Genomic DNA, 24,203 nt, shown 5'->3' on the forward strand with positions numbered 1-24,203 from the left:
GGACAGCCGTGAGCCCGGGGGCCCACAGCGGCCCCCGGGCTCACCGGTCGGTCAGCAGTCGCCGATGCAGTCGTCCTCGGTGTGCTCGTGGACGTTCAGCCAGTTGGCGTGCGGGCCGAACAGGCCGACACCAGCCGAACCCGACTCCAGGCTCTGCCCGGTCGACGAGTGCGACCCGTGCCAGGCCGCCATCGCCGGCGCCGGCGCCGCGAAGGCAGCGGCGCCCGCCACGGCCGCGATCACGGCGAGCTTGCGGATCTTCCCACGAAGCGACATCTGATGTCCTCTGGTTCGATTCTGGTCCTCGATCCGCCTCCCGGAACGGCCGGTGCGGCCACCGGACGGGGCGGACGGCGCCCCACCGGGGGAAGCGCCGGGCCAACGTTTGCACACGAACGCGCACGCGCCGCGGCGCGCCGCAAACCGGCTGAGGCATTCGGGTGACGACATCCCTCCCCCGGGTGAACGCCCTCGGACACCCGGCCGCACACCGAACGGCCGGTCCGGACCGGCGCAGGACGAGTGCCCGTCCGACCGGCGCGGGACCACAAGTCTTGCGGTGACATGCCAGGCCGACTGAACAAATCCCATCGATTTGGTACAGAGCGCCACCCGGTTCGAGCATGAACGGTGGCTCCACCGAGCACGCGCAGGACCACGAAAGGCGCACCACCCTCATGCAGACCAGCCCGGCCGCACCCCGGCAGGCGACCCGACCGAGCCCGCCGGAGACCCCGGAAGCGGTCACCGCGACGCCCCGCAAGGGCGGCCGCTTCGGCCTGCCGACCGCCACCGCCCTGGTGATGGGCAACATCATCGGCGGCGGCATCTTCATGATCCCCGCCGCCGTGGCCCCCTACGGGACGGTCAGCCTGGTCTCCTTCGTCGTCCTGACCGTGGGCGCGATCGCACTCGCGCTCGTCTTCGGGCAGCTCGCGCGCCGCAACCCGCGCACCGGCGGGCCGTACGTCTACGCCCGGGAGGCCTTCGGGGACTTCGCCGGGTTCCTGTCGGCCTGGTCGTACTGGATCACCACCTGGGTCAGCAACGCCGCGCTCGCGGTCGCCGCCGTCGGCTACCTCGACGTGCTGCTGCCCGTCGGCCACTCCATCGGGCTCAGCATCGCCGCCGCGATGGCCTTCCAGTGGCTGCCCGCGCTGGCGAACCTGGCCGGCACCCGCTACGTCGGCGCCGTCCAACTCGTCTCCACCGTCCTCAAGTTCATCCCGCTGCTGCTGGTCGCGGTGGGCGGCCTGGGCTTCTTCGACGCGCGCAACCTGGGCCCCTTCGACGCCACCGGGCACGGCTGGGCCGGCGGGATGACGGCGGCCGCGGCCATCCTGCTCTTCAGCTACCTGGGCGTGGAGTCGGCCGCGATGAGCGCCGGCCAGGTCCGCGATCCGGAGCGCAACGTCGGGCGGGCCAGCGTGCTCGGCACGGCCGGTGCGGCGGTGGTCTACCTGTTGGGCACGCTCGCGGTCTTCGGCACCGTCGCCCACGACCGACTGATCCACTCCACCGCGCCGTTCTCGGACGCCGTGGACGCCATGTTCGGCGGCACGTGGGGCGGCACGGCCATCGCCGTCGCCGCACTCGTCTCGATGACCGGCGCGCTCAACGGCTGGACGCTGCTGGCCGCCCAGGCGCCGTACGCGGCCGCCAAGGACGGGCTGTTCCCGGCCGCCTTCGCCAAGGAGCGGCGCGGCGTCCCGGTGTTCGGCGTCGTGACGAGCGTCGCGCTGGCCTCGGTGCTGACCATCCTCAACTTCGCCACCGGCGCCAAGGGCGCGTTCGACATCCTGGTGCTGGTCACCACCTTCACCGCGACCGTCCCGTACCTGCTCTCCACCGCCGCGCAGCTGTACTGGCTGGTGCGCGGCATGCCCGACAAGGTCTCCGGGGGCCGGCTCGCCCGGGACGCGGTGCTGGGCCTGGGCGCCTTCGGCTTCTCCCTGTGGCTGGTGGCCGGCGCCGGTTACGCGGCCGTCTACCAGGGCGTGCTGTTCCTGTTCGCCGGGATCCTGGTCTACGTCTGGATGGCGGCCCGCCGCCGGGACTGACGGCCCGGGGCCGGGGCCGCGGCGGCTCGGAGTGACGGGCTCCTGACGGATCGTCACACACCTTGCCCGGAGCGGCGGATGTGGACATCCTTGGCCGGAGGTTTCCCTCCCGGGCGGCTCCTCGCCATCGGCCGGCCCGCCCGCGCCGGATAGACGGGAGACCGGAACCTCCGCACCCTGCACCGCCGTTCTGCGCGAACCTCCGTTTCCGTGAACCTTCGAGTACCGGGAGTGCCATGAAGATCCTGAGGCTGTTGACAGCCCCCGCCGCCGTCCTCGCCCTGACCGCCGGCACCGTCACCACCGCCGCCGCGGCCCCGGCGCGACCGGCCCTGAACGACGTCGTGGTCCTCGGCGCCGCCTCCAACGGCCAGACCGTGCAGGTTCACCCGGGTGACGTGGTCCAGATCGACCTGCCGCCCTACCGCGACAGCACCGTCACCTGGCTGTCCTCCGTCCCGGCGACGACCGCGCCCTCGGTGCTGCCGCAGACCTCGGGCAGCACCGACCCCGACAACACCACGCACGCGACCTTCAACGCGGCCGCCGCCGGGACGAGCGACATCACCTGGATCTGGCGGTGCGCCTTCCCGGATCGCGGCTCGGCCTGCCCGCCGTTCGTCTACTACCTGCGGACCACCATCGTCGTCTCCTGACCGCACGCACTCGAACGGCCGGGATCCGCAGGCTGCGGATCCCGGCCGTTCGGGTGGGGGCGAAGGTCACCCGGGCCCGTGGCCCCGCTCACCGGGAAGCCGCGCCTCGGACACGTTCACCGCGACGGCCTCCGGGCGCCCGGCGGCCGATTCCGCGAAGCGGGCGCGGGGCCGCGGGGCGTCCGGCGGCTGGAGGGTGAGGACGTGGTCGGCCAGCGGGAGGAAGGCCGGGTCGTGGGTGATCAGGATCGTGGTGCGGCCCGCCATCAGGCGGCGCAGCGGGGGGATCAGCTGCTGGACGGTCTTCGGGTCCAGGCCGGTGGTGGGTTCGTCCAGGACGAGGACCGGCGCGCCGCGCAGGAAGGCCCGGGCGATGGCGACGCGCTGGGCCTGCCCGCCGGAGAGCTGGAAGCCCTCGTCGCCGATGACCGTGCCGTACCCCTGCGGCAGCGCGGTGATGAAGCCGTGGGCGCCCGCGCTGCGGGCCGCGCGTTCGATGTCGCCCTGCGGGGCGTCGGGCCTGCCGTAGGCGATGTTGTCCCGGATGGTCGCGTGGAACAGCTGCGCCTGCTGGGGCAGGAAGCTGATCGCCGCACGCAGCGAGGCGATGGTCAGGCCCTGGATGTCGGTGCCGTCGAGGCGGACGGTACCGGCCTGCGGGTCCAGGAAGCGGACCAGGAGCTTGGCGAGCGTGGACTTGCCGCTGCCGCTGGGGCCGATGACGGCCAGGACCTTGCCGGGACTGACGTCGAAGCTGACGTCGGACAGCACCGGGGCGTCGTGGCTGCCGGCGTAGGCGACGTGGACGCCATCGAAGGAGACCCGGCCGCGGACCGCGCCGGCGTCCCGCGCGGCGGGGCTCTCCCGGACCGGACTGGACAGGTCGTGGATCTCCAGCAGGCGCTCGCCCGAGGCGCAGGCCGCGCCCGCGAGCGGGACGAGCCCGGCGAGTTGCTGGATCGGCTCGAACAGCTGCGCCATGAAGGCGGCGAAGGCGAGCAGACCACCCAGGCTCAGCCCGCCGTGGATCACCTGGAGGGCGCCGACGCCCACCACGACCAGACCGGCGAGCATCTGGAGGACGTTGAGGAGGGGCTGGTAGAGGTCGGACATCCGGGCGGCGGAGAGCTCGGCGTCCAGCAGGGCCTTTCCCTCGCGGTGCACCCGCTCGACCTCGCGCTCCTCCTGGCCGCAGGTGCGGGTGACCACCACGTTGCGCAGCGTCTCCTCCAGCAGCGCGGTGACGCCGCCGGCGCGGCGCTGGACCTGCCGCTCCCGGATGCGGATGCGGCGCCCGAAGAAACCGGTGGTGAGGATGAACAGCGGCGCGACGATCAGCGCCGCCAGGGTGAGGGGCCAGCTCAGGTAGAACGCCGCGCCGGCGAACAGCACCAGGCTGACCGAGGCCACCGCGCCCTCGACCAGGCCGGTCGCGACCATCTGCTCGATCGTCGCGATGTCGGCGGTCATCCGGGCCACCAGGTCGCCGCGCCAGCGGGTCTCCAGGGTGTCGGGCGGCAGGGTGTGCAGATGGGCCAGTGTGCCGGTACGGAGCCGGAGCAGGTACCGCTCCGCGATCCAGGTGCCGGTGTAGGTGCCCGCGAAGGTGAACAGCGCCGCCGCCGCGGCCGCGGCGAGCATCGTGCCGCCGAGCGGCCAGAACTCGGCGAAGTGCCGAGGCACCAGGACCTCGTCGATCAGGTCCTTGAACATCCAGACCGAGACGACCTCGCCGAAGGCTCCGAGAACGAGCAGCACCGCGCTCAGCGGCAGCCAGCGCAAGTCCGGTCTGACCCACGGCCAGAACCGCCGGAACAGCTCGCGCAGCGAGATGGCGGGCGAGTCCGCCACCGGCCCCTGGTCGATGGCCCGGTCGGCTGCCCGGTCCTCCGGACCCCCCATGGGCGTCGCACCGTGCATGGAGGAACCCCACTCAGGATGAGGGGCCGGCGGTGATACCGCCGGCCCCAGGGATGGGTGTCATGCCGGGCTGTTAAGCACAGCCCGGACCGCCCTTATCTGTCACCAGAAGCCAAACCGACGACGGCGGCCGTGGCGACGGCGGCGACGGTCACGTTCACGTCCGCGACCGCGGTCCCTGCGGTTGAAGTAACTCATCACGACTCCATTTCTTCCCTTGCATTGGCACGCCGCACGTCCACGGCCGACGCCGACGGCGCGGACCCGGGGAGCACGACAGAGACTGCCGTTGCCGTGAGACAGCCCTAAGCGGCGGGCACGTCAGGGATGTGCCTGCCAGAGCCGTTCTCACATCTCCAGTATCCGCCTGGCGCCCCCGCTCGCAGCTTCTGGACCGCAACCGCGACCGGTCCTCGGCATGCGAAGGGACCCCGGACTCGGCCGCCCGACCCCCGCCCCGGCGGCCGGATCCGGCCCTCCCGACCGGCCCCCCGACGAGCCGGGTCGGGCGAGGAGCCGCCCGGTCGGCTCGGCGACTGACCCACCGTCAAGTGCCGTTCGTCCGGCGTCTCGAAACAGCCGCGCCCGCGCACCGGGCGCCGCCGCCCACCGGTCGACCGCAGGCCCCCGCGACGACGGCGTCGGCGCGAGCCCCCGGCCCTCGCGCCCCCTCCCCGAAGACCCCCGCCCGGGCCGCCGACCCCGCCCGCCGACGCCTACCCGGATGGCGCAGCCGACCGACGGGGCGGGGGTGCGCACCCCCGCGCGGCGAGAGGCGAGACCCCGCGTCGAGCCCCGCGGGAACCACCGGAACGAGGCCCCGGCACCGCCTGCGCCACGGCGAGTCCGCCCTGAGGAGGCGCCCCGCAGCCGCCTTCCGGGCGACTCCGGGGCCCACGAGAACCCGAAGCGACTGCGTTCGGGTGACGGCGCCACCATCGGCGGCACCCTCGCCCCACTCCCCGGCCCGCCCGCCGGCTGCCCGTGCTGCCCGTGCTGCTCGGCCCCTCGGTGGCCCCGCCGGTATCGCGGCTACGGGGCGGCATTCCTCCTCGCAGGAGTCCTCGTCACAGGAGTCCTCGTCCGGGATGCCTCATTCCCTGGAGGATGCTCCGAAGGAGACGCCGGTGTGGTGGGGGTGGTCGTCGGCTCGGGCAGCTGGGTGGGTGAGGCCGAGAGCGGGCAACTCGGCGACGGCACCGCGGCGGGCGAGGAGGCCTCAGGGGTCGGGGCCGGTTGTACCGGCACCGGCGTCGCCGGGTACGAGGCGCCTCCGCCCTCGTTCGTCGAGGGGCCGCCGAGATGGCCCGCCACCTCGACCACGCCGCCGCAGGCGAGCAGCACCGCGGCCAGCACTGACAGCCCGGCGGAGGCCCGCAGCGCCCGGGGCGCCGTGGTTCGCGGGTCGGTGTCCACGCTCAGTCCACGTATTCCTGGGCGACCTGCACGTACTCGAAGCCCTTGACGTCGGTGGCGATGTGCATCTGACCGGTTTGCGAGGAGGCGATCAGGGTGTTGAGCAGGCCGGTGATCGCCCCGCTCAGCGCCGACTCGGTGTCCGAACCGTCGGCGATGAACAGCGCCTTGGTCGCCACCTCCTTCAGCACGTCGCGCCTGGCGGCGCCGAAGCCGTAGGCGATCACGTGCGGGTGGCGCGGCCAGTTCCGGTCCACCAGCGCGCGGAAGGAGTCCCGCCACTTCGCGTCGGTCGGAGCGCCGTCGGTCAGGAAGAAGATCGCCGGCCGCAGCACGCTGTACTGCTGCGCCCGCAGGCTGCTCACGTCCTGTTCGATGCTCTGCCGCAACTGGTCGAAGGCCTTGCCGTACTCGGTGCCCCCGCCGCAGATCACTTCGGGCATGCTCGGGACCTGCTCCATGTCCGACATCGGGATCACCACGTGCACGTCGGTGGAGAAGGCGACCACGCTGACCCTGGCGAACTCCGAGACGCGCGGATTCGTCGCCAGGTTGTAGTGCAGACGCGAGAGGGTCGCGTTGAGCACCGCCTCGTGCGGCTTCATCGACGAGGAGGCGTCGATCACCACGTAGGTGGGCAGGCAGAGTGACATTGTGTGCACCTCTGAGCTAGTGGTTGGAGGCGATGATGATGACCAGGATCACGACGAAGGCGAGCACCCAGATCCACTTGGCGGACGGGCCGGTCGCGGGCTTCTTCTTCTCCTCGACCGTGCTGACGCGGGTGGCGGTGACGGTGGGGGGCTCCGGGATCGCGTGCGGCGCGGGCCGCGGAAGCACCACCGCCGGCTGCTTCGGGGGCAGTTGGGGCAGCGGCGTACGTGTCGGACGCGGCACGGCCCTGAGGTAGGGCCCGTTGTTCAGCGCCTGGTTCAACTGGGCGGCTGCGGGCCGTCGCTCCCGGTCGGTCGCGAGCAGCATGTCCAGCAGGACCTCGGACACGGCGGGCTGGTTCAGCCAGTGGGACGCGGCGACGCCGTGGAAGGTGCTCGCGTCGCGCCGGCCGGTCAGGCACTTGGCGACGAGCAGGGCGAGCCGGTAGCGGTCGGTGTACTGGTCCGCGTCGGAGCCCGGCGGCGTGAGCGGGTCGGCCCAGTTCGGCTGGTGGATGTCGGGCATCTTCTTCGGCTGGCAGCCGTCGACGTCGATCAGGTAGACGGAACGCCCCTCCGGGCTCCAGAAGGCGTTGGAGAACGACCAGTCCGAGTAGACCAGGCCCAGGCCCTCCAGGATCGCGGCGAGCGCCGTCAGTTGACGGCAGGCAGTCAGTCGGCCCTCGAATCCGGGACAGGGCAGGCCGACGCCCCGGATCGACTCGTCGGACTTCGCCAGCCAGTCGATCTCCAGGAACCGGCGCTCGCTGAACTTGCCGCGCCGCAGCTCGGAACGGTACTGCTCGGGCGCCATCGGGATCACGCACCCGACGGCCGGGTTGCCGGGCTCGCGGATCCGGGCCGCGGGCCAGCACGTCCCGGCGTACAGGGTCGCCCGCTCCGCCTCCGGCAGCGTGTCCGGAGCCGAGATCAGCAGGTCGATCCGGCGGCCGTCCTCCTGGTGGAGGCCGGGCCGGTAGAGCTTGGCCAGCCAGCCCGGATGGCCCGTCAGCGGCCGTACGGCAACGGCCTGGCCGTTGTGTTCGGAGATCGGCTCGGCGAGCGGTCCGAGATCGCCGAGGCCCACGGTCCTCGGCAACGCCCAGCCCCGCGGGTCCACCGCCGGGGCGCCGTCGCCGACGACGGGATCGGAGTCGGTCATGTCCCGCTGCCGTTCCACACCACGACGGCGGTGCGGTCGTCGAGGCACTGCGGTGCGTCGAAGCCCACGTCGGCGGTGAACCGGGTGGCCGGGACCGGCGAGCGCCAGGCGTTCGCGAAGTACTCGTTGACGTTGCCCGCCCGGTCCGCCCACGCGTCGCCGATCCCGTCCGTGACCAGGGCGAGGGCGGCACCGGACGCCAGGGTGACGTAACCGTCCACGGCCAGGTGCGGCGTGTCCGGCAGTCGGCCGGCGACCTCGTTCGAGACCACCACGGCCGCGCGGTCCTTGGCTTCGCCGGCGGAGAACCGCCACAGCGGGACGCGCGGGTCGAGTGTCCAGGCCGAACTGTCACCGAGCCAGCCGACCCATGCCCGCGCCACGCCGTTCGCGTCCGGCTCGGCGATCACCGCGGTGATCAGCACGGTCGCCAGGTGCGAGGTGCCGACGCCGCGTCCGGCCGCGTGCGCGGCGATCGATTCCGCGACCCGCCCGTACAGCGCCTTGACGTCGAGCCGGTCGAAGCCGACCGCCTCGATCTGCTCGCGCAGCAGGGTGACGGCCTGGCTGGAGGCCGCCGTGGCCCCGACGTCGGACCAGGCCGCGCTGGACAGGCCGTCGGCCACGGCCACGATCGCGTACCGGCTGTCCGGGCTCCGCCCGATCCGGTACGAGTCCTGTCGCGGCTCGGCGGGCCGGCCGCAGCGGTGGCCGGGCCCGACGACGGAGGCGGCGCGGATGGTGAGGGCACCGACCGTGGCTTCGTCGGCGGCGATGCCGTTCTGCACCGTGCGCTCCGGCAGCAGCCAGGGATAGCCCTGTGCCCGCGCGCCTTCGCCGAAGCGGGGCACGCTCAGGTCGGTCGGCCTCTCGCGCAGGAACGGCCGGGGCCTGCCGGGCTGGGCCGTCGACACCGCCGGTGCCGCGACAAAGCGGCAGACCGGCGCCGTCGCGTCGGGCCGGGGCCCCCGTTCAGGCCGGTCCCGCTGCCGGGCGGGCGTCGCGGCGGCCTCGGACCCCAGTGCGGCCGCCGCGCCGACGACACCCACCGCCGCGAGGGCGAACGCGTCCACCAGCCAGCCGTAGTGCCGGTGCGGCGTGCCGACCTCGGCGAAGGCCCCGATGACGACGGCTGCGAGCAGCCCCGCCCGCACCCAGCCGTCCGTCAGGCCGTCCCGCCGACCGCCGCCCCCGCTCACGGCCGTTCCCCACGATCGCGGGACCTCGACCCGGAGGCGAAGTGCTGGTCACCGTGCTGCACCGCGAACACCTCGCCGGAACCGGTGGCGGAGTTGACCTGGACCACGACGTCCGGCCGTTGCTCGGTCCGCAGCGTCGCCAGAGCTATGACGTCCTGGGCCAGAGCCGGGTTCCGGTCCAGCAACTGGAACAGGGCCTCGGTCCAGAAGTCCACGGCCACGGCGTCGACCGCTCCCCTCGTGGCGGTCGACCCCCGCTCCAGCGCGGCGGACAGTTCCCTGCGGCGGCTGCCGTGAGCCCGGGCGATGACGCCGCTCATCAGTCGCCTCGCCTCGTTCCACAGATCGGTGCCCATCGCGGACACCAGAGCGGTGGCTCCGCTCGCGGCCAGCTCGGCGAGTTCCTGGTTCATCGGCGCTTCAGCCCCGTTCGTTGTAGTGGATGTACTGGCCACCTTGGCCGACGGCGAAGACCGTGCCGTTCCCCGTGGCTCGGACGGGTTGCTCCACGGACCGCGGCTCGGCTTCCGCAGGCCGCTCGCGGGAGCCGGACTCCGGGCCGGGACCGCCGTGCGGCCCGACCGGGCTGCCCGGGTACCAGAGCCAGGCCCGTGCGGCGTACTCCTTGACCCGGACCTCGGCCGCGGTGAAGGCGCCGGCTTCGAGCCCCTCGTAGCCGTGCCCGACCGTCTCCTCGTAGTAGTGCTGCGAAAGCATCGCGGCCACCGGGGTGCCGTCCGGACCGTCCAGGGCCGCATGCCGCAGCGGGGGCGAGTCGAGCAGCCGGGCGAGCGCCTCGAACGGGGTGCCGGAGACGGTGCCGTCCGGATCGACCCGGACCTCCCCCGCGTGCGCGGCGGCCCGTACCCGCAGCCGGGCGTCCGGACCGGTGTGCCGGTTGTGCTCGCGGATCCGCGAGCCCAGCTCCGGCAGCAGCGGGACCAGCAGTCCGGCCTTGGGCAACCCGGCCGGGGCGACGAGCCGGCAGCCGTCGCCGGTGTCCACGTACGCGAAGTCCCGCCGGTCCAACTCCGCGACGCCGAGGGCGCCGAACAACGCGGACCGCAGCACGCCGCGGATCTCCTGCAGCCGCTGCTGACCGCGGCCCGCGGAACCCGCGATGTCGCACGCCAGCAGAGCTCGGTACTCGTACCTCGGATTCACATTCCCTCCGCGATCACGACGAGGGCCGGCAGTTCGAAGATCGATCTGCCGTCGGCGCCGAATTCCCGGTGCCGACACGATGGTTAACCAGAACGTAGAGGAGGGGTCCTCGGGTAGACCGGCTACTAATACGGCTTGTCCGGCTTCGGCCGGACGAGGAGGAGGAGTGACCGATGAGCAACACACGGATGCGCGGAGCCGGGGCCTACTGGCCGACGACCGGGCTGCTCGGCCGGGTCGGCGAGGCCGATCGCCGAGTCCTGCTGGGGCTCGGCCACGGCGTGGTCTACCCGGCCGGTCAGATCACCATCCGCGAGGCCGACACCTCGGACTTCTCGCTGCTCCTGATCGGCGGCACGGTGAAGGTCACCGCCCACGCGCAGGACGGTCGGGACGCGCTGCTGGCCGTACGGATGGCCGGGGACCTCGTCGGGGAGTTCGCCGGGATCGACGGCCAGCCGCGCATCGGCACCGTGACCGCCTGCGGCCGGGTGCTGGCCCGCTACATCCTGCCCACCGAACTGCTGGCGTGCACGAAGCAGCACCCCGCCATCGGGCTCGCACTCAACGCGAGCGTGGTCGCCAAGCTGCGCACGGCGACCAGCCGGATCGTCGACTTCACCGGTTGCGACGTGCTCGGGCGGCTGGCCAGGATCCTGCACCACCTCGCCGTCACCTACGGGCGCCCCGGCCGCAAGGAAGCCCATCTCCCGCTGTCGCAGCCGGAGATGGCCACGCTGGTCGGCGCCGCGGAGTCGTCGATCCACAAGGCCCTGCGGGCCCTGCGGGAGTCGGGCGCGGTCGTCACGGGCTACCGCAGGATCACGATCCTCGACCTGGATCACCTCGCCCGGATCGCCGCCGCGACCGAACCGGCCGATTCGCGGGCGATCTCACCAAACAGGTAAAAGCGCCGGGTTCCGACGACGGGTCGGCGCCAGCATGACCGAGTGCCGGGACCCGAGCGTTGGAGAGGACCGGAGAAACAGATGCCAGAGAACAACGGTGCTCCGGACGGCTCCGCGCGCATCCGGGCGGGCGACGTGTCCGGAACGATGATCGTCGGCAACCGGAACACCGTGACCAACCTGAACATCACCACCGGACACGGTTCGGCCATCACCGTGAACGCGGGGCCTCCGCCGAACCCGGTCAAGCGTCAGCCGATCTCCCACCTGCCGCGTTCCGCCGCCGATCCGCTGATCGGCCGGGAACGGGAGCTCCAGGCACTGCAACAGGCCATCGGAGCACGCCAGTTGGTGCAGATCTGGGGCGCCTCCGGGGTCGGCAAGAGTGCCCTGCTGCGCCACCTCGCCCGCACCTTGCCGCGCGGGCCCGAAGGCGCGGCCTACATCGAAGCCGGCGGACGGACGGCCGACGACCTCGCGCAGGCGATCTTCGACATCAGCTTCGACGCGCCGAACTACAAGCCGTCACTGGAGGTGTTGAAGGAGCACCTGAAGACCCTGCGGCTGCGGATCTACCTGGACGACGCGGGGCTCGACGAGAAGGACCTGCACCGGCTCTTCGACCTGGCCGAGCACTCCGCGTTCGTCTTCACCTCGCAGCGCCGGTCATCGGTCACCGGCGTCCACCCGATCCGACTCGACGGACTGACGGCCCCGGCAGGGGTGGTCCTGGTGCAGACGGTCCTGGCCCGCGCGCTGCGGCCGGACGAAGCGCGGACCGTGACGGCGCTGTGCGACGCCCTGCACGGCAATCCGCTCCGCCTGCGGCGCATCGCCCTGTCGGCCGCGACCGGCAAGGGCCTGCCGGGCATCGCCGACCTCCCCGCGCTCCTTCCCGCGCTGCTCAACAGGCTCCGGCCGGAGGAGCGCGACCTGCTGTACCTGCTCGGCTCGCTGTCGGGCGCCGAATTGGCCGCCCGGCAGCTCGACGCCCTGCTCGGTCGGACGGACAGCGACGCGCTCGCCGGCGAACTGGTGCGGCACGGCCTGCTGGTCGCCTCGGAAACCGGCTACGGGTGTCCGCCGGACGTCGCCGAGTGCGTGCTCAAGAGCCGGATGACGCAGTTCCCCGCCGCGCCGCTCTGCCGGGCGCTCACCGCGTGGGTCGAGTCGCGGGAGACCACCCCGGACGAGGTCGCGGCCCACTTCCAGGCCCTGGACGTCGCGGTGCTGGGAGCGGAAAGGAGCGGACAGGCGCAGCTCGGCGTGGAGTTGGCCCGTGCCGCCTCGCCGAAACTGGCGCTCTCCCGGCAGTTCGACGCGTGGGGCAGCCTCCTCGGAGCCGGCTGGGCCGCCGCGAAGAGCGCGGGAGACCGCGCGGGCGAGGAGTTCTTCCTGGGGGAGGCGCGCACCCGCCGCAAGGCGATCGGCCGGGCGGCACTGACGACGGCCCTGGTGCTGGAGGCGGGGGTGCTCTGGCAGGAACTCGCCGCCCTGCAAGCGCACTCGGTGGCCCACCAGGCCGCCACGACGGCGATCACCGCCGTACCGCCGATCGATCCGGTCACCACGGCACACGCCGTCGGCCAGTCCCCGCTGATCACGCACCCGGCGGTCAGCCCGCCGACGGTCACCCAGCCGGTCGTCCAGCCGGTCGTCCAACCACCGACCGTCACCCACCCGGTCGTCCAGCCACCGGCCGTCACCCACCCGGTCGTCCAGCCACCGACCGTCACCCACCCGGTCGTCCAGCCACCGACCGTCACCCACCCCCTCCCCGCCTCCGACGCTCCGGCGCCCGTGCACCCGCCGGGTACACCGCAGGTGATCGACCTGTCCCACTCCGCTCCGCAGCCCCCGGCCGGGGGCCATGTGGCCGGCGCACACTCCCCCTCGCAGGCGGCGCCGCAGCGAATCGACCTCTCGGGAGCGCACCACTCCGCCGCCCAGCCGACGCACGCCGCGAGCGCCACCACCACGTCCAGCACGGGCCACGCGGTCACCACCGCCGGCGCAGCGGCCGCCAAGGGCGGAGCAGCCCTCGTCGTCGCCTGCGTGGTCGGCGCCTCAGCCGTACTCGGTGTGGGCGCCATGGTCTACACCCAGAACCAGTCGAACCTGGCTAAGCCGGCCCAGCCCACCTACTCGCCGGCCCCGCCTCCGAGGGTCTACACCCCCGCCCCGCCGGTCTACACTCCCGCCCCGCCGGCCCCGTCTCCGAAGGTCTACACCCCCAAGCCGCCGGTCCCTGCCCCCGTCGTCACACCGGACCCCGTCGATCCCGTGTGCGCAACGGTGGTACCGGAATTGGGAAAAGAGACCCGGCAGCACAACGCCGACCTGACCGCCGTTCACAGCGCCTTCGACTCGTACAACAACGCCGTAGCCGCGTACAACTCTCGACGGACCTCCACCGTTCCCGACGACAGCACGGTGAAATCCCGTATCGACATCATCCTCAAAGACCTGCGCGCCAGCGAGTCCACGTTGCGGGGAGCCCTATCGCAAGCGCGGGACGGATCCGTGGTATCCGACCTCAAGGGCCTTCTGACCGCTAGCCAGCAGGAGGAGAACCAGTTCCGCGCGGCTCGGAACGATCTCACCACCGGCTACAACACGGCCAGCCAGGCTTCGACATACAACTCGGCCTGGCAGAGTCTGGCGATCCACTGCATCGCCTGGTAATCCGCCACAAGACCGACCAGGAAAGGCCGACCATGTCTACGGAATCCACCCCCGGCACCATCCACGCCGGAGACGTCTCCGGCACCTTCATCGTGGGCGACAACAACCACGTGACGAACACGAAGCATCACCCCGAGCAGCCGCAGCCCCAACCGCGCCAGCAGAACTCGGCCGAGGACCAGGCAGCCGTCTTCGCCGTGGAACACGGCACCATGCACGTCACCTACAACCACAACGCCGAAGCCGCGCCCGAGACGGAGGCCCGAGAAACGCGTCAGCCCTGATCGGCCAGCAACTCCAGGTCCTGGGCGTTCAGCGTCGCCGTCTTGAGCAGTTCCCTGATCAGGTTGACGCTGAGCGTCGAGCCGACCGGCTCGCCGACCTCGTCGCGCGTCAGTCCGCGCACGCCCCGCCGGCGCAGCCGTTCGCGCACGTCCTCGACCGTGTTGGCGACCGACTTGTGGGTCCAGGACTTGGTCGCGTGGGGCGAGGCGTTGACCAGCCGGGCGGTCTCCTCCCAGGCCGACGGGAGCGGGAAGGCGTCCTGGCCCTCCAGGTAGCGCCGGGCGAGCGCGGTGAGCACCAGCCGCTCCTGTAGGGAGAGCAGGTAGACCGTCTCGGGGGCCGCGGTATCGGCGCCGCTCGTGGAACGGGGGTGCAGGTCATCCCCGTCCACGACGCGGACCTCCACCAGGTGGAACCGCCGCTTGGACGAGTTGATCACCAGCGGGGTGTACCCGGGCCCGATGATCCGCTTGTGGCTGGTGAGCATCAGCACGCCGTCGGGCAATTCGATCGGCAGACTGCCGGTGTTGACCAGCCACCAGTCGCCATCGGTGCCGGCGCAGGTGAAGACGCCGTGCCGACGGCTGACGGTCGGGTCGTCGACACCGACCGGTACGTGCACGTCCTCGCGGTCGCGCCCGAACAGCAGGGTGTACCGGCGCGACGGCACGGCGTACCCGCCCTCCGGGCCGAGCACGAAGATCGTCCCCGGTGGCGCCGAGGGCACCCTGCCGGAAGGACTGCCCGGCGGCAGCATCTGAGGTGGGAAGTTTTCGTACGCCATCTCACATACCTCCGCTTCGGCTCGCGCCAGTGTATGAGCGCACCGAGAGGACCAGTCCTCCTGCGGGCACGCGGCGTGTCGAGCCTGCGGAACCGCCAACTCCGCTTGTCCGGAGTGGACTTGCTCGATAGCCTGCCCGCCGTGAGCGAGATCAGCCGGCGAGCTGCCGCGATCGACGGCATGGTCGCCGAACCACTCGGTCCGGGCGATCCGCAGGAGATCGGCCGTTTCAGCATCATCGGCCTGCTCGGCACCGGCGGCATGGGCGAGGTCTACCTCGGGGTCTCGGACAGGGGCTACGCCGCTGTCAAGCTCGTCCGGCCGCGGCTGGTCCCCAGCGAGCGCTTCGACCGAGAGGTCGGCATCCTCTACCGTGTGCCGCTCGGAGTCGGACCGCGGGTGCTGGCGAGCGACGCCACTCCGGAACGCCCGTGGTTCGCCACCGAGTACGTCCCCGGGCTCACGGTGGACGAGGCGGTCCGGCTGCACGGCCCGCTGCCCGCCGAGGCGCTGTGGCTGCTGCTGGCCGAGACAGCCGCTCAACTGCGGGCCGTACACGCGTCCGAGATCGCGCACCGCGACATCAAGCCCGCCAACGTCATGCTGGTACGCGACGGCGTGAAGCTGATCGACTTCGGCATCGCGCGCGCCGCGGACCAGGCGAGGCTCACCGGGATCGGTGGCAGCTACGGAACACAGGGCTTCTCGGCACCGGAGCAGCAGGCCGGGGACGAGGACGTGGCAGCGCCCGCGGACGTCTACTCGCTCGCGGCGCTCCTGCTCTACGCCGCCTCGGGTCGCACACCCGGCGCCGCCTGCGACGTGGAGCCGCTGCGCGCCGTGGACGCCGACCTCGCCGCCCTCCTCGGGCCCTGTCTCGCCACCGACCCCGGAGCGCGCCCCACCGCCGACGAGATCGTCCTGGCGGCGCGCACGCACCGGCTCGCTCCTCCCCCGTCCTGGCCGCCTGAGGTCATGTCACGCATCGACGCTCGACGTGCCTTCGCCGAAACGCCGGTCGGCAAGCTGGAGACCGTCCCGCCACCGGATACGAGCACGGACCCGAAGCCTGACGTCGGGCCCGCACCCCTGGCATCACCTCGCCGCCCGCGCAAGCACCTGTTCCTGTTGCCGATCGCCGCGGCGACCGCCCTCGGCGCGGTCGCGGTGTTCGCCCTCAGCCCGTCCACCTCCCCGCAGCACCACAACGCGCAGGAGTCCAGCGGCGTGCCGGTCGCCGTCGAGCCCTTGGCCGGGGCGACGCCCGGGCCCTCCGCGAGCCCGAGCACCTCGATCTCCGCCACCGCCGAACCCTCTCCCCCGCCTTCAACCGCCCCGGCCGGCACCACGCGGACACCCTCCCCGAACCTGCGGCCCTCGACCTTCGCCACCGCCAAACCCGCTACCCAGCCCCCGACCACCCCACCTGGCACGGCCACCCCACCGAGCACGGCCCCCGCCGCACCCTCAGCGGCTGCCCCCAGCCCCACCTCGTCACCGATCAGCGGCATCAACGGCAGCGACGACCCGGCACAGGTCAAGGGCTCCGAGGCGGACACCAGTTGGCTCGGCCCCGACGCCGCCTGTTCCGCCTGGCTGGACGACAACGGCTCCGGCTCGCTCGCGGGCGTGCTCAACACCTCCCTGAACCAAACCTGCGTCGCCGAGCTCGCCCGCAGCGACGGCATCACGTACACCTTCCGCGCCTCCTGGGGCGCCGCGAAGACGAGCTTCGTCCCAGACATCGGCTACACGATGTGGATCTGCGTCTGGAACGCGAACAACCGGTCCGGCGAGCAGTGCTCCGCTCGCTTCGGCATGAACGGCACCACCCCGGTCCGCCGGTGAAACGAGGCTGCCGGAACGACTGCGGCCCGGGGCGGGATCATGCTCCTGACCTGGGCCGCAGTACGCGTTTCAGCTGTTCACGGGGTGGGCGCGGACGCTTTCGAACCGCCGACATCTGCTTCGTAAGTTCTCGCTGGCATCCGCAGATGCCGTCGGGGTCACCCCGACGACCGGCATACGGCCGAACGACGCACCAACGGTGATCCCACTGTCCGAAGAGGCTTCACCGGACGGTCGGAACTCCAGCTGTAGAGGCCACCACCCGTGCAGGGCCGTCAGCAGATCATCGTCGGTCGTATCGTCCCCGTCGGCCGACCTGAGCCTCGTGGTCCAGCGACCTGCCGGCTCGCCTGGAGACCGGTGGCGTCGGCGGTCACCGGCCGGGCGGGGGCGGCCACCTGATCAGGGGGCGCGCGCGGCACCGCGACCGACGGGAAGCCGTGGGCGGTCACTGGGCGCTCGCCGCGGGGCGGACGACGAGCTCGTTGACGTCGACCTGCCGGGACTGGGACACGGCGTAGGCGATGGCCTCCGCGACGGCGGAGGCGGGCAGTGCCACTGCGCGGTACGCCCTCATGGCCTCCCTGGCGGTGGGGTCGGAGATGCCTTCGGCGAGTTCGGACTCGGTCACGCCTGGAGAGACGAGGGTGACCCGGATGTCTCCGGTGGACTCCTGGCGCAGCCCTTCGGAGATCGCGCGGACGGCGAACTTGGTGGCGCAGTAGACGGCGGCGGTGGGAGAGACCTCGTACGCGCCGACGGACGCGATGTTCACGAAGTGCCCGCCGCCCTGGGCCCGCATCACGGGCAGTGCGGCGGCGATGCCGTGCAGGACTCCCCGCAGGTTCACGTCGATCATGCGGTCCCACTCGTCCGTTCTCAGGGCCTCCAGGGGCGAGAGCGGCATGACTCCGGCGTTGTTGACCAGGACGTCGACCCGGCCGTAGCGCTCACGGGCGGCGGACACGAAGGCCTGGACGTCGGCGGCGTCCGTGACGTCGAGACGCCGGAACGCCGCGGTGCCGCCTGCGGCGGTGAGCTCCGCGGTGAGCGCGTCGAGGCGGTCGGTGCGCCGTGCGCCGAGGAACAGGCGGTGGCCGTCGGCGGCGAGGCTGCGCGCGGTGGCCTCGCCGATCCCGCTGCTTGCTCCGGTGACCAGTACGACCTTGGGTGTCTGCGTCATGCCTGCTTCTCCTCCCGGTGGAGCACGAGGTGTTCGTGGTGGAGGACTCCGTCACGGATGTCACCCGTGGCGGTGAACCCGGTGTCGTCGACGTAGTCGATGTGATGGCCGGTGACCGTGTAGCGGCCCGTGTAGGCGCTGCGGCGGTGGCCGCGGGCCTCGTCGTATCGACCGTCCGCCCGTAGTTCCTGACGGATGTGGCCGTCTGCCGTCACCCACAAGCCGACCACGTCGGCTCGGCCCTCCTCGGTGCTGCCCGTCAAGGACGGACTCCCTTCGTCGATGGATGCGGATCCGTTCCGCCCGACCGAGTCTGGGCGGGGCGCGGGTGACCGGCCAGGACGTGCCTTGCCTGGGTGCGGTGCACCCAGGCAAGGCACCGCCGGCGCGGCCTAGGGTGAGGGCGTGACCGACAACCACCTGGGAGAGTTCCTGCGCGCACGCCGTGCGGCCCTGCTGCCGCAGGACGCCGGCGTGGCGAGCCACGGGGTACGCAGGGTCGCCGGACTGCGCCGGGAGGAGGTCGCCGTCCTGGCCGGGGTGAACGCGGACTACTACACCCGCCTGGAACAGGGGCGAGAACGCCACCCATCGGCCCAGGTCCTCGACGCGCTCGGCCGCGCCCTGCGGCTTGACTCGGATGGGCACGCGCACCTGCACCAGCTGGCGGGGACGGTGCCGAGCAGCCGGTTCGCCCACACCACGGACCGGGTCGGCCCCGCCCTGCGCCAGTTGCTGGACGGCTACCCGGCCGCCCCGGCGTTCGTCATCAACCGGACTTTGGACGTCCTGGCGGCCAATGCCCTGGCCGAGGCCCTGCACTCACCCTTCGAGCGGATGGACAACCTCGCCCGGATGGCCTTCCTCGACCCGGCGGGCCGGCAGTTCCACGAACGGTGGGGCCACACGGCCCAGGCCGTCGTGGGCCACCTGCGGCAGGCGGCCGGGCTCGACCCGGACAGCCCCCGGCTGCGGGACCTCGTCCGCACCCTCACCGGTCACAGCACGGACTTCACCCGTCTGTGGAACGCCCACGCGGTGCGCGGCAAGACCCAGGAGGCCAAGCACCTCCTCCACCCGGACGTCGGCCCACTGATCCTCACCTACCAGGCCTTCGACGTGCGCGATGCTCCCGGCCAGCAGCTGATCGTCTACCAGGCGGAGCCCGGCAGTTCCAGCGCGCAGGCCCTCAGCCTGCTTGGGTCCCTGCGCGCCACCTTGAACCGGGGCGCCGGGTAAACGGTGAGGACGGTCAGCTGCGTTGAGCGCGCAGTGATCAACTCGCCTGATGTCCACGGCGCCACACTTCACTCTCCGTGACTCCGCGACTGGCTGTACGGGACCGGACACCCGCCCAAAAGGAAACCACCAGCCGCCGTCAGTCCCGAAGCCCACTCCCACAGAAAACTCGCCGTGTGCACCGGCTTCTCTCACCGCGGCCAAGCAGCACACGACTCCGTAACTCGAATGGTCGCCACCAGACTGGGTCAACTAGCGAGCATCACAGAGGATTTGGCCCTACGGTGCGGTGCCAGGGGGCCATCGAGCGAAAGGCTGTCACTGGCATGGCCGGGAAATTCGAGCTGTACAAGGACTTCTGAATCGCGGCTGTTGGGCCGACTGGGGGAAGTGCCGGTTCACGGCCTCTGAGCTGGCAAAATGCTTCTCGTGATCTCTCGTCGACTCTCACCCGTCCTCGTCGTGTTGTGCACCAAATGTGCACCCGGGGAGGGACGGAGCTGACAGCATGCCAGGAGTTGCCATGGCATCGGGCACCATTGCACTCACTACAGAGAGCGACGGCGCCCTGGTACGCTTGGCGCTGATCCCATCAACGAAGCCGCGCGCATCGCTGACGCAGTCCTGCCTTGCCCCCGACCTATCACGAGTAGCCCCGGCTTGATTTTGAAGCCGTGCCGGCCAAGCAGATCGCCGGCACGTCCTCATGGCCATGGAGCGGTTGGTGTCCCGTCCGGGCCCAGGCCGTAGGGCCATCTCTCCTTGAAAAAGCCAGGAACCAGGCCAGACCACGGCGCAGGGATTGCAGCCTCTGTCCTATTTCCCTCAGACACAAGACTTTCGAACGTGTACATGTGACGTGACCCGGGATCCCAATAGTCGCTGGCGGTGATGCCCACATCGGAAGCCTCCCGGTAGAGCGCTTCGGCGCCCTTCCGATCACCGGACACTTCCCGCCCCCACGCCAGCATTATCAGGAGACGAGCTCTGCCAACCTGTCGGCATAGGGCTTCGGCGCCTTCCCGATCTCCGGCCCTGTCTCTCAGCACAGCCAGACATACCAAAGCGGCCTCGTCGCCTGCATCAGCAGCCTGCCGAAACAGTGCCTCGGCATCCATGCGTTCTCCAGCCCGTTCCCTCAACCGTGCCAAGTCGGAGAGGGCGTGGAAGTCGCCTTCGTCAGCGCCCTGCCGATACAGAGCCTCGGCGCCCTCACGATCCCCGGCTTCCTCCCGCAACCGCGCCAAGCGCAAATACGCGAACACGTGCCCGTTGTCTATGGCCTCCCTATACACAGCCTCGGCGCCCTCACGATCCCCGGCTTCCTCCCGCAACCGCGCCAGACCTGCAAAGGCGTTCAGATCGCCCTCGTCAGCGCCTTTCCGGTACATGGTCTCGGCACCCTGCCAATCCCCATCCCATTCCCGCAGCCGTGCCATGTTGGTCGGGTCGAAGTAGAAGCCAGCCTCGGCGGCAATACGGATGATGTCGTCGGCAGTCTGCCGATCCACTGCGTCCTGCCACGGCGGCGCCTTCTGCAGGATGGCCTCGGCCGTATCCGGATCGACGGTGTGAGACGTCAGATGGTGAGCCCACTGCAGGCGATGCCTGATTTTGGCAGCAACGGCAAGCTTTCCGCGGACGTCGAGCTGGGTGAGGTGGGTGTGCGCTGCATGCCAGAACGAGGCGGGGGGGCACAGCATGTAGCGGTCGGTGCGGCCGTACTGTTCGAGGAAGTCGGCAAGACGGAAGACCGGTTCCACCTCTGGGGCAGACTTCCCAACAGGTTCCGTCGTGACTGGCGGGCGGCGCTGGGCACGAGGGGTAGTGCGGCGCAGCGGAGCGTGTTTGCCGTGAACTTCGATGGCGAGATCGGTGTACGCGGCTTCGACGGCCTCGATCCAGTCCTCGGTGAGTCGATCCCATTCGTCGTCGGTGAGGTAGTCGGTGGCGGCCTCGGTCAGGAATGCCTGTGGCAGGTGGAGGCCGACGCCGAGGCGCCGGGCGTCCATCGCCGCTTCCAGCAGGGCCCGGGCTGCTGGGGTGGCATGTTCGTAGCGGCGAAGAAGTTCGGGGGCGCCAGCGAGGTCCTGGGCAACGCGTCCGTGGGCGCGGGCACGGGTCAGGGCATCGAAGAGCAGTTGGTCTCCGGCCCGGGCGAGGTCGTCGGTTTTCCGCAGCGCCTCGCTGTCGAAGGCTTCTGGCACGGTGTAGGTGCGTCCGGCGAGGAGTTCGCGGGTTCGGCTGTGCGGATCAGCCGCGCCCGGGAAGGGCAGTTTCGTGTACTGATCACAGTAGTTGGGCCAGAGGGTGCCCAGGACGAGGACCGGAGCGCGGTTGGGGTCGGTAAGGAGGCTGTGGAGGGCGGCGGTGATCCGCTCGCCGCGCTGGGGATCGCCGAGGTAGTGCTGGGCCTCGTTGAGCCACACCACCGTGCGGGGCTGGACGCGCTCGAGGTCGGCGACAGCGGCTTCGGCTCGGATCGGATCGTTGGGGTGCCATAGCCGCCACCCGTTCTCTCCGAGTGGCTGGACCGCCTCCCAGCAGGCGCGGGTCTTGCCGGTGGACGACCATCCGACCAGCACCACGATCCGGCTTCGGCCCTGCTCGGTGTCGCGAACCGCCTCGGTCAGGACCTTGTCGTGCTCACGCCCGACATAGCCGGGCAGCACCTGACGCACCCGGGCACTGGAGCCGCCCAAGACCGTGACCGTTCCCGCAGGGTGAACCTCCAGGTCGTGCGGGTCCCACTCGGCGATCGGCCTGCCCAGGCCCTCCTCCACACCGTGCGCCAGTTCGGCCTCACCTGCTGCTACCCGTCGAAGCCCCAGCAGCTCGTCTGCCGACAGGCACAGCGCACGGGCGAGTGCCGCAACGGTGGCAGCTGACGGGACAGGGCCGGTGAGTTGGAAGGCCGTATGAACGGTGGTGCGGCTCAGCTTGACGCGATTAGCGAGCTGAGTCTTCGTCAGTCGCCGACGGGCAAGGCCGCCCTCCAGCCGATCACACAGTTCAGCCCGCGCCACCACCTGCTCATCGATCCCGCCCACACGGCCCCCTCCCCGGTGTTCAACAGTGTTCATCATCGTCCAGCCGGACCACGGTGAACAACGCTTCCGCGATCGTCGATCACGTCAACACCTCCCCCTCTCAAGGAGATCGTCGTGAACCGGATCGCTATCGTGCTGCTCTCCCTCGTCCTGGTCATGGCGCTCGCCCTCCTGGCTGCTGCAGCGGCAGGCGTGCTGGCCCGCATCGACGGAGCCACTTATCCGGCGGCGCTGATGCGTGGTGCCACCACCTTCGCTGCTGTCCTCACCCTGGCCGCCGCCATCGCCGGCGCCCTGTCCCCATTCCTCCTCAACTGAAGGCGCACACGAACCGCGCGCCCGCCCGGCAACCAGCGCCGAGGTCCATGTGCACAACCAGCCGGTGGTCGGGCTACCGCTCGGTTCTAGCCGGATCCTTAACCTTTGGCTGCTGGCCTGGGTTTCTTCTTCGTAGACGACGTCGCGATGCCTGCTTTACCGACCGTGTGGACGTCATGGCGAGGGATCGGTTGGGAGTTCTTGCGGCCGGGCGGTCGTCCTCGGCCCGGCCGGGAGGGCTTCGGCACACCTACGGGACAGGCGGCCATCTGGGTACGCCCCCGGCCTCAACCCCACCGAGGGATCTGGTCGCTGCTACGACGGGGTTCCTGGCCAACGTTGCGTTCGCGACCCTGACCACCTGGTGCGAACGGCCGAACGAGGGCTACGGAAGATCCAGTACCGCCCCCACCTCATCAACGGTTCCCTAGCCGGGACTGGGCTGGCCATCACCCCAACCTGACTACCGACATCGCGAGTTCAACCTGAGTAGCCGGCCACCTGGCGATCCCTGTCAGCTGCTCAGAACCCTTACCAACGACTCTCCGTGCTCGGCCCAGCGAAGGAGTCGGTAACGGTCAACCAACCGCACTCGCGCCCGCTCCGCAGTAGCGGCAGCCCCTCGCGTGAAGCCCCCGTTCGTGACCACCAGCGCGACCTCGGCGTTGTGAATCTGGAAGGCCGCTCCCGCTACCTCGCGCACGATTTCCGGACCGACATTGCGACGGTGGGCAGTGTGCTTTGCCTGCACCACAAACAGCTGCTTCATGGGGCCGGTGGCGATGCCATCAGCACCGTCATCACCAGAGCGACCGACGGCCTGGTGCACGGTGAAGCCGTCGCGCTCCAACAGCGCGGACACAAGCCGTTCAAAGGCAGTAGGGGTGAGGCTATCGACTACAGCAGCGGTGACACTACCGCCAGGTTCAAAAAGTACAGCGGGTTGCTTTTCAAGCAGCGTGCTCATACGTGTTGCCGCCTGCATGATCTCTGATTCCATCATTGTCAACGTGTCACGATGTTCAACCAAGGGGACAAACTTGGGCCTCTTCGTTTGCCGACTTCGCTCCCGGCACCGCTCAGCTCGGGAGTCCCAATACCTACGCTCAAGCTCACCCAGACGGCGGCGAGTCTCAAAGAGCTGCTGGTCCTCGTAATTCAGCCAGTAGTGGACCTCGCCTCGCCGCTCACGCAAATAGTCCTCACAGGCAACCATCACGGGCGTCGCTTCCTCGGCGACAAAGCCCATGTGCCCTTGCACCTGGGTCGAAATGTTCAAGAGGGTCTCAGTCAAAGCCACGGTGCCGATGAGCTTCGCTGAGTACTCCCCTTGCGGGGGCATCCATCCGACCCCCTTGCTGATGCGCCGGAGAGACGTGATCACCAACGGGAGTAGCTCGCCACGATTGCCAAGGGCCTCCGTCTCGCCGAGATGTCTGTCATAGACACCACAGCCACCCAAGTCCATCAGCTCGTCGAACAGTCCAGCTGTCAGATCTTCCACAGCCCAAGGCTATCGGTCAGCACTGACAGTCACTCAGGGGTCCTGGCTCAAGCACGAGTTGGCCACTTCAGGTTGAACTTGCGATGTCGGTGGCCAGGCTGGGACGATGGTCAGCCTGGCAGCACAAGGGGAGGTGACGTCTGTCAGGTGAGTGGCACTTCGCTCGACG

General features: G+C 70.8%; 20 protein-coding genes. 8 read left to right on the forward strand and 12 right to left on the reverse strand.

Going from position 1 to position 24,203, the window contains the following annotated elements; all coding sequences use genetic code 11:
* Positions 1 to 51 precede the first annotated feature (51 nt).
* Positions 52 to 276, reverse strand: coding sequence for a hypothetical protein (locus AB0P03_RS17015; protein ID WP_363585984.1), 225 nt, complete (start codon positions 274 to 276; stop codon positions 52 to 54).
* A gap of 401 nt (positions 277 to 677) precedes the next feature.
* Between AB0P03_RS17015 and AB0P03_RS17020 the strand changes: the two genes are divergently transcribed.
* Positions 678 to 2,060, forward strand: coding sequence for an amino acid permease (locus AB0P03_RS17020; protein ID WP_363586029.1), 1,383 nt, complete (start codon positions 678 to 680; stop codon positions 2,058 to 2,060).
* 236 nt (positions 2,061 to 2,296) lie between these two features.
* Positions 2,297 to 2,716, forward strand: coding sequence for a hypothetical protein (locus tag AB0P03_RS17025; protein WP_363629472.1), 420 nt, complete (start codon positions 2,297 to 2,299; stop codon positions 2,714 to 2,716).
* Positions 2,717 to 2,782: 66 nt separating this feature from the next.
* On the opposite strand, the gene AB0P03_RS17030 is transcribed toward AB0P03_RS17025, so the two are convergent.
* The 6 genes from AB0P03_RS17030 to AB0P03_RS17055 form a co-directional block, all read right to left on the reverse strand.
* A complete protein-coding gene (locus AB0P03_RS17030) occupies positions 2,783 to 4,618 on the reverse strand; it encodes an ABC transporter ATP-binding protein (RefSeq protein WP_363629473.1) in 1,836 nt (611 codons plus the stop codon).
* A 1,436-nt stretch (positions 4,619 to 6,054) separates the two neighbouring features.
* Positions 6,055 to 6,705, reverse strand: coding sequence for a VWA domain-containing protein (locus tag AB0P03_RS17035; RefSeq protein WP_363585981.1), 651 nt, complete (start codon positions 6,703 to 6,705; stop codon positions 6,055 to 6,057).
* Between the two features lie 16 nt (positions 6,706 to 6,721).
* Positions 6,722 to 7,867, reverse strand: coding sequence for a hypothetical protein (locus tag AB0P03_RS17040; RefSeq protein WP_363585980.1), 1,146 nt, complete (start codon positions 7,865 to 7,867; stop codon positions 6,722 to 6,724).
* Positions 7,864 to 9,066 (reverse strand): protein phosphatase 2C domain-containing protein, encoded by a 1,203-nt coding sequence (locus tag AB0P03_RS17045; protein ID WP_363585979.1) that lies wholly within the window; start codon positions 9,064 to 9,066, stop codon positions 7,864 to 7,866. The genes AB0P03_RS17040 and AB0P03_RS17045 overlap by 4 nt, the downstream gene beginning before the upstream one ends.
* Positions 9,063 to 9,479, reverse strand: coding sequence for a hypothetical protein (locus AB0P03_RS17050; RefSeq protein WP_363585978.1), 417 nt, complete (start codon positions 9,477 to 9,479; stop codon positions 9,063 to 9,065). The genes AB0P03_RS17045 and AB0P03_RS17050 overlap by 4 nt, the downstream gene beginning before the upstream one ends.
* Positions 9,480 to 9,486: 7 nt before the next feature.
* A complete protein-coding gene (locus tag AB0P03_RS17055; protein ID WP_363585977.1) occupies positions 9,487 to 10,230 on the reverse strand; it encodes a hypothetical protein in 744 nt (247 codons plus the stop codon).
* A 173-nt stretch (positions 10,231 to 10,403) separates the two neighbouring features.
* Between AB0P03_RS17055 and AB0P03_RS17060 the strand changes: the two genes are divergently transcribed.
* From AB0P03_RS17060 to AB0P03_RS17070, 3 genes are all read left to right on the forward strand, one after another.
* Positions 10,404 to 11,138: a Crp/Fnr family transcriptional regulator gene (locus AB0P03_RS17060; protein ID WP_363585976.1), complete on the forward strand. Its 735-nt coding sequence runs from the start codon at positions 10,404 to 10,406 to the stop codon at positions 11,136 to 11,138.
* Positions 11,139 to 11,219: 81 nt separating this feature from the next.
* On the forward strand, positions 11,220 to 13,823 hold the full coding sequence (locus AB0P03_RS17065; protein ID WP_363629475.1) for a hypothetical protein: 2,604 nt from the start codon (positions 11,220 to 11,222) through the stop codon (positions 13,821 to 13,823).
* Between the two features lie 32 nt (positions 13,824 to 13,855).
* Positions 13,856 to 14,107, forward strand: coding sequence for a hypothetical protein (locus tag AB0P03_RS17070; RefSeq protein WP_363629476.1), 252 nt, complete (start codon positions 13,856 to 13,858; stop codon positions 14,105 to 14,107).
* Here AB0P03_RS17070 and AB0P03_RS17075 read toward each other — a convergent pair.
* A complete protein-coding gene (locus AB0P03_RS17075) occupies positions 14,098 to 14,892 on the reverse strand; it encodes an FHA domain-containing protein (RefSeq protein ID WP_363629478.1) in 795 nt (264 codons plus the stop codon). The genes AB0P03_RS17070 and AB0P03_RS17075 overlap by 10 nt on opposite strands.
* A 141-nt stretch (positions 14,893 to 15,033) precedes the next feature.
* Here AB0P03_RS17075 and AB0P03_RS17080 point away from each other — a divergent pair, with 141 nt between their 5' ends.
* Positions 15,034 to 16,740 carry a serine/threonine-protein kinase gene (locus tag AB0P03_RS17080; protein WP_363629480.1) on the forward strand — a complete coding sequence of 569 codons (1,707 nt, stop codon included), beginning with the start codon at positions 15,034 to 15,036 and terminating at the stop codon, positions 16,738 to 16,740.
* A 448-nt stretch (positions 16,741 to 17,188) separates the two neighbouring features.
* Here AB0P03_RS17080 and AB0P03_RS17085 read toward each other — a convergent pair whose 3' ends face one another.
* Both AB0P03_RS17085 and AB0P03_RS17090 read right to left on the reverse strand, forming a co-directional pair.
* Positions 17,189 to 17,923 (reverse strand): SDR family oxidoreductase, encoded by a 735-nt coding sequence (locus AB0P03_RS17085; RefSeq protein WP_363585971.1) that lies wholly within the window; start codon positions 17,921 to 17,923, stop codon positions 17,189 to 17,191.
* Positions 17,920 to 18,186 carry an Atu4866 domain-containing protein gene (locus AB0P03_RS17090; protein WP_363585970.1) on the reverse strand — a complete coding sequence of 89 codons (267 nt, stop codon included), beginning with the start codon at positions 18,184 to 18,186 and terminating at the stop codon, positions 17,920 to 17,922. Before AB0P03_RS17090 ends, AB0P03_RS17085 begins: the two co-directional genes overlap by 4 nt.
* A gap of 142 nt (positions 18,187 to 18,328) precedes the next feature.
* Here AB0P03_RS17090 and AB0P03_RS17095 point away from each other — a divergent pair, with 142 nt between their 5' ends.
* Positions 18,329 to 19,162 carry a helix-turn-helix transcriptional regulator gene (locus AB0P03_RS17095; RefSeq protein WP_363629482.1) on the forward strand — a complete coding sequence of 278 codons (834 nt, stop codon included), beginning with the start codon at positions 18,329 to 18,331 and terminating at the stop codon, positions 19,160 to 19,162.
* 704 nt (positions 19,163 to 19,866) lie between these two features.
* Here the strand turns inward: AB0P03_RS17095 and AB0P03_RS17100 are convergent.
* Complete coding sequence (locus AB0P03_RS17100) at positions 19,867 to 22,212, reverse strand: helix-turn-helix domain-containing protein (RefSeq protein WP_363629483.1); 2,346 nt, start codon at positions 22,210 to 22,212, stop codon at positions 19,867 to 19,869.
* A 114-nt stretch (positions 22,213 to 22,326) separates the two neighbouring features.
* Between AB0P03_RS17100 and AB0P03_RS17105 the strand changes: the two genes are divergently transcribed.
* Positions 22,327 to 22,530 (forward strand): hypothetical protein, encoded by a 204-nt coding sequence (locus AB0P03_RS17105; RefSeq protein ID WP_363629485.1) that lies wholly within the window; start codon positions 22,327 to 22,329, stop codon positions 22,528 to 22,530.
* 514 nt (positions 22,531 to 23,044) lie between these two features.
* On the opposite strand, the gene AB0P03_RS17110 is transcribed toward AB0P03_RS17105, so the two are convergent.
* Positions 23,045 to 24,034, reverse strand: a complete 990-nt coding sequence (locus tag AB0P03_RS17110) for a restriction endonuclease (protein ID WP_363629487.1) — start codon at positions 24,032 to 24,034, stop codon at positions 23,045 to 23,047.
* Positions 24,035 to 24,203 lie beyond the last annotated feature (169 nt).

Origin of the sequence: Kitasatospora sp. NPDC088779, assembly GCF_040685395.1 — a bacterium.
Classification (GTDB): Bacteria; Actinomycetota; Actinomycetes; order Streptomycetales; family Streptomycetaceae; genus Kitasatospora.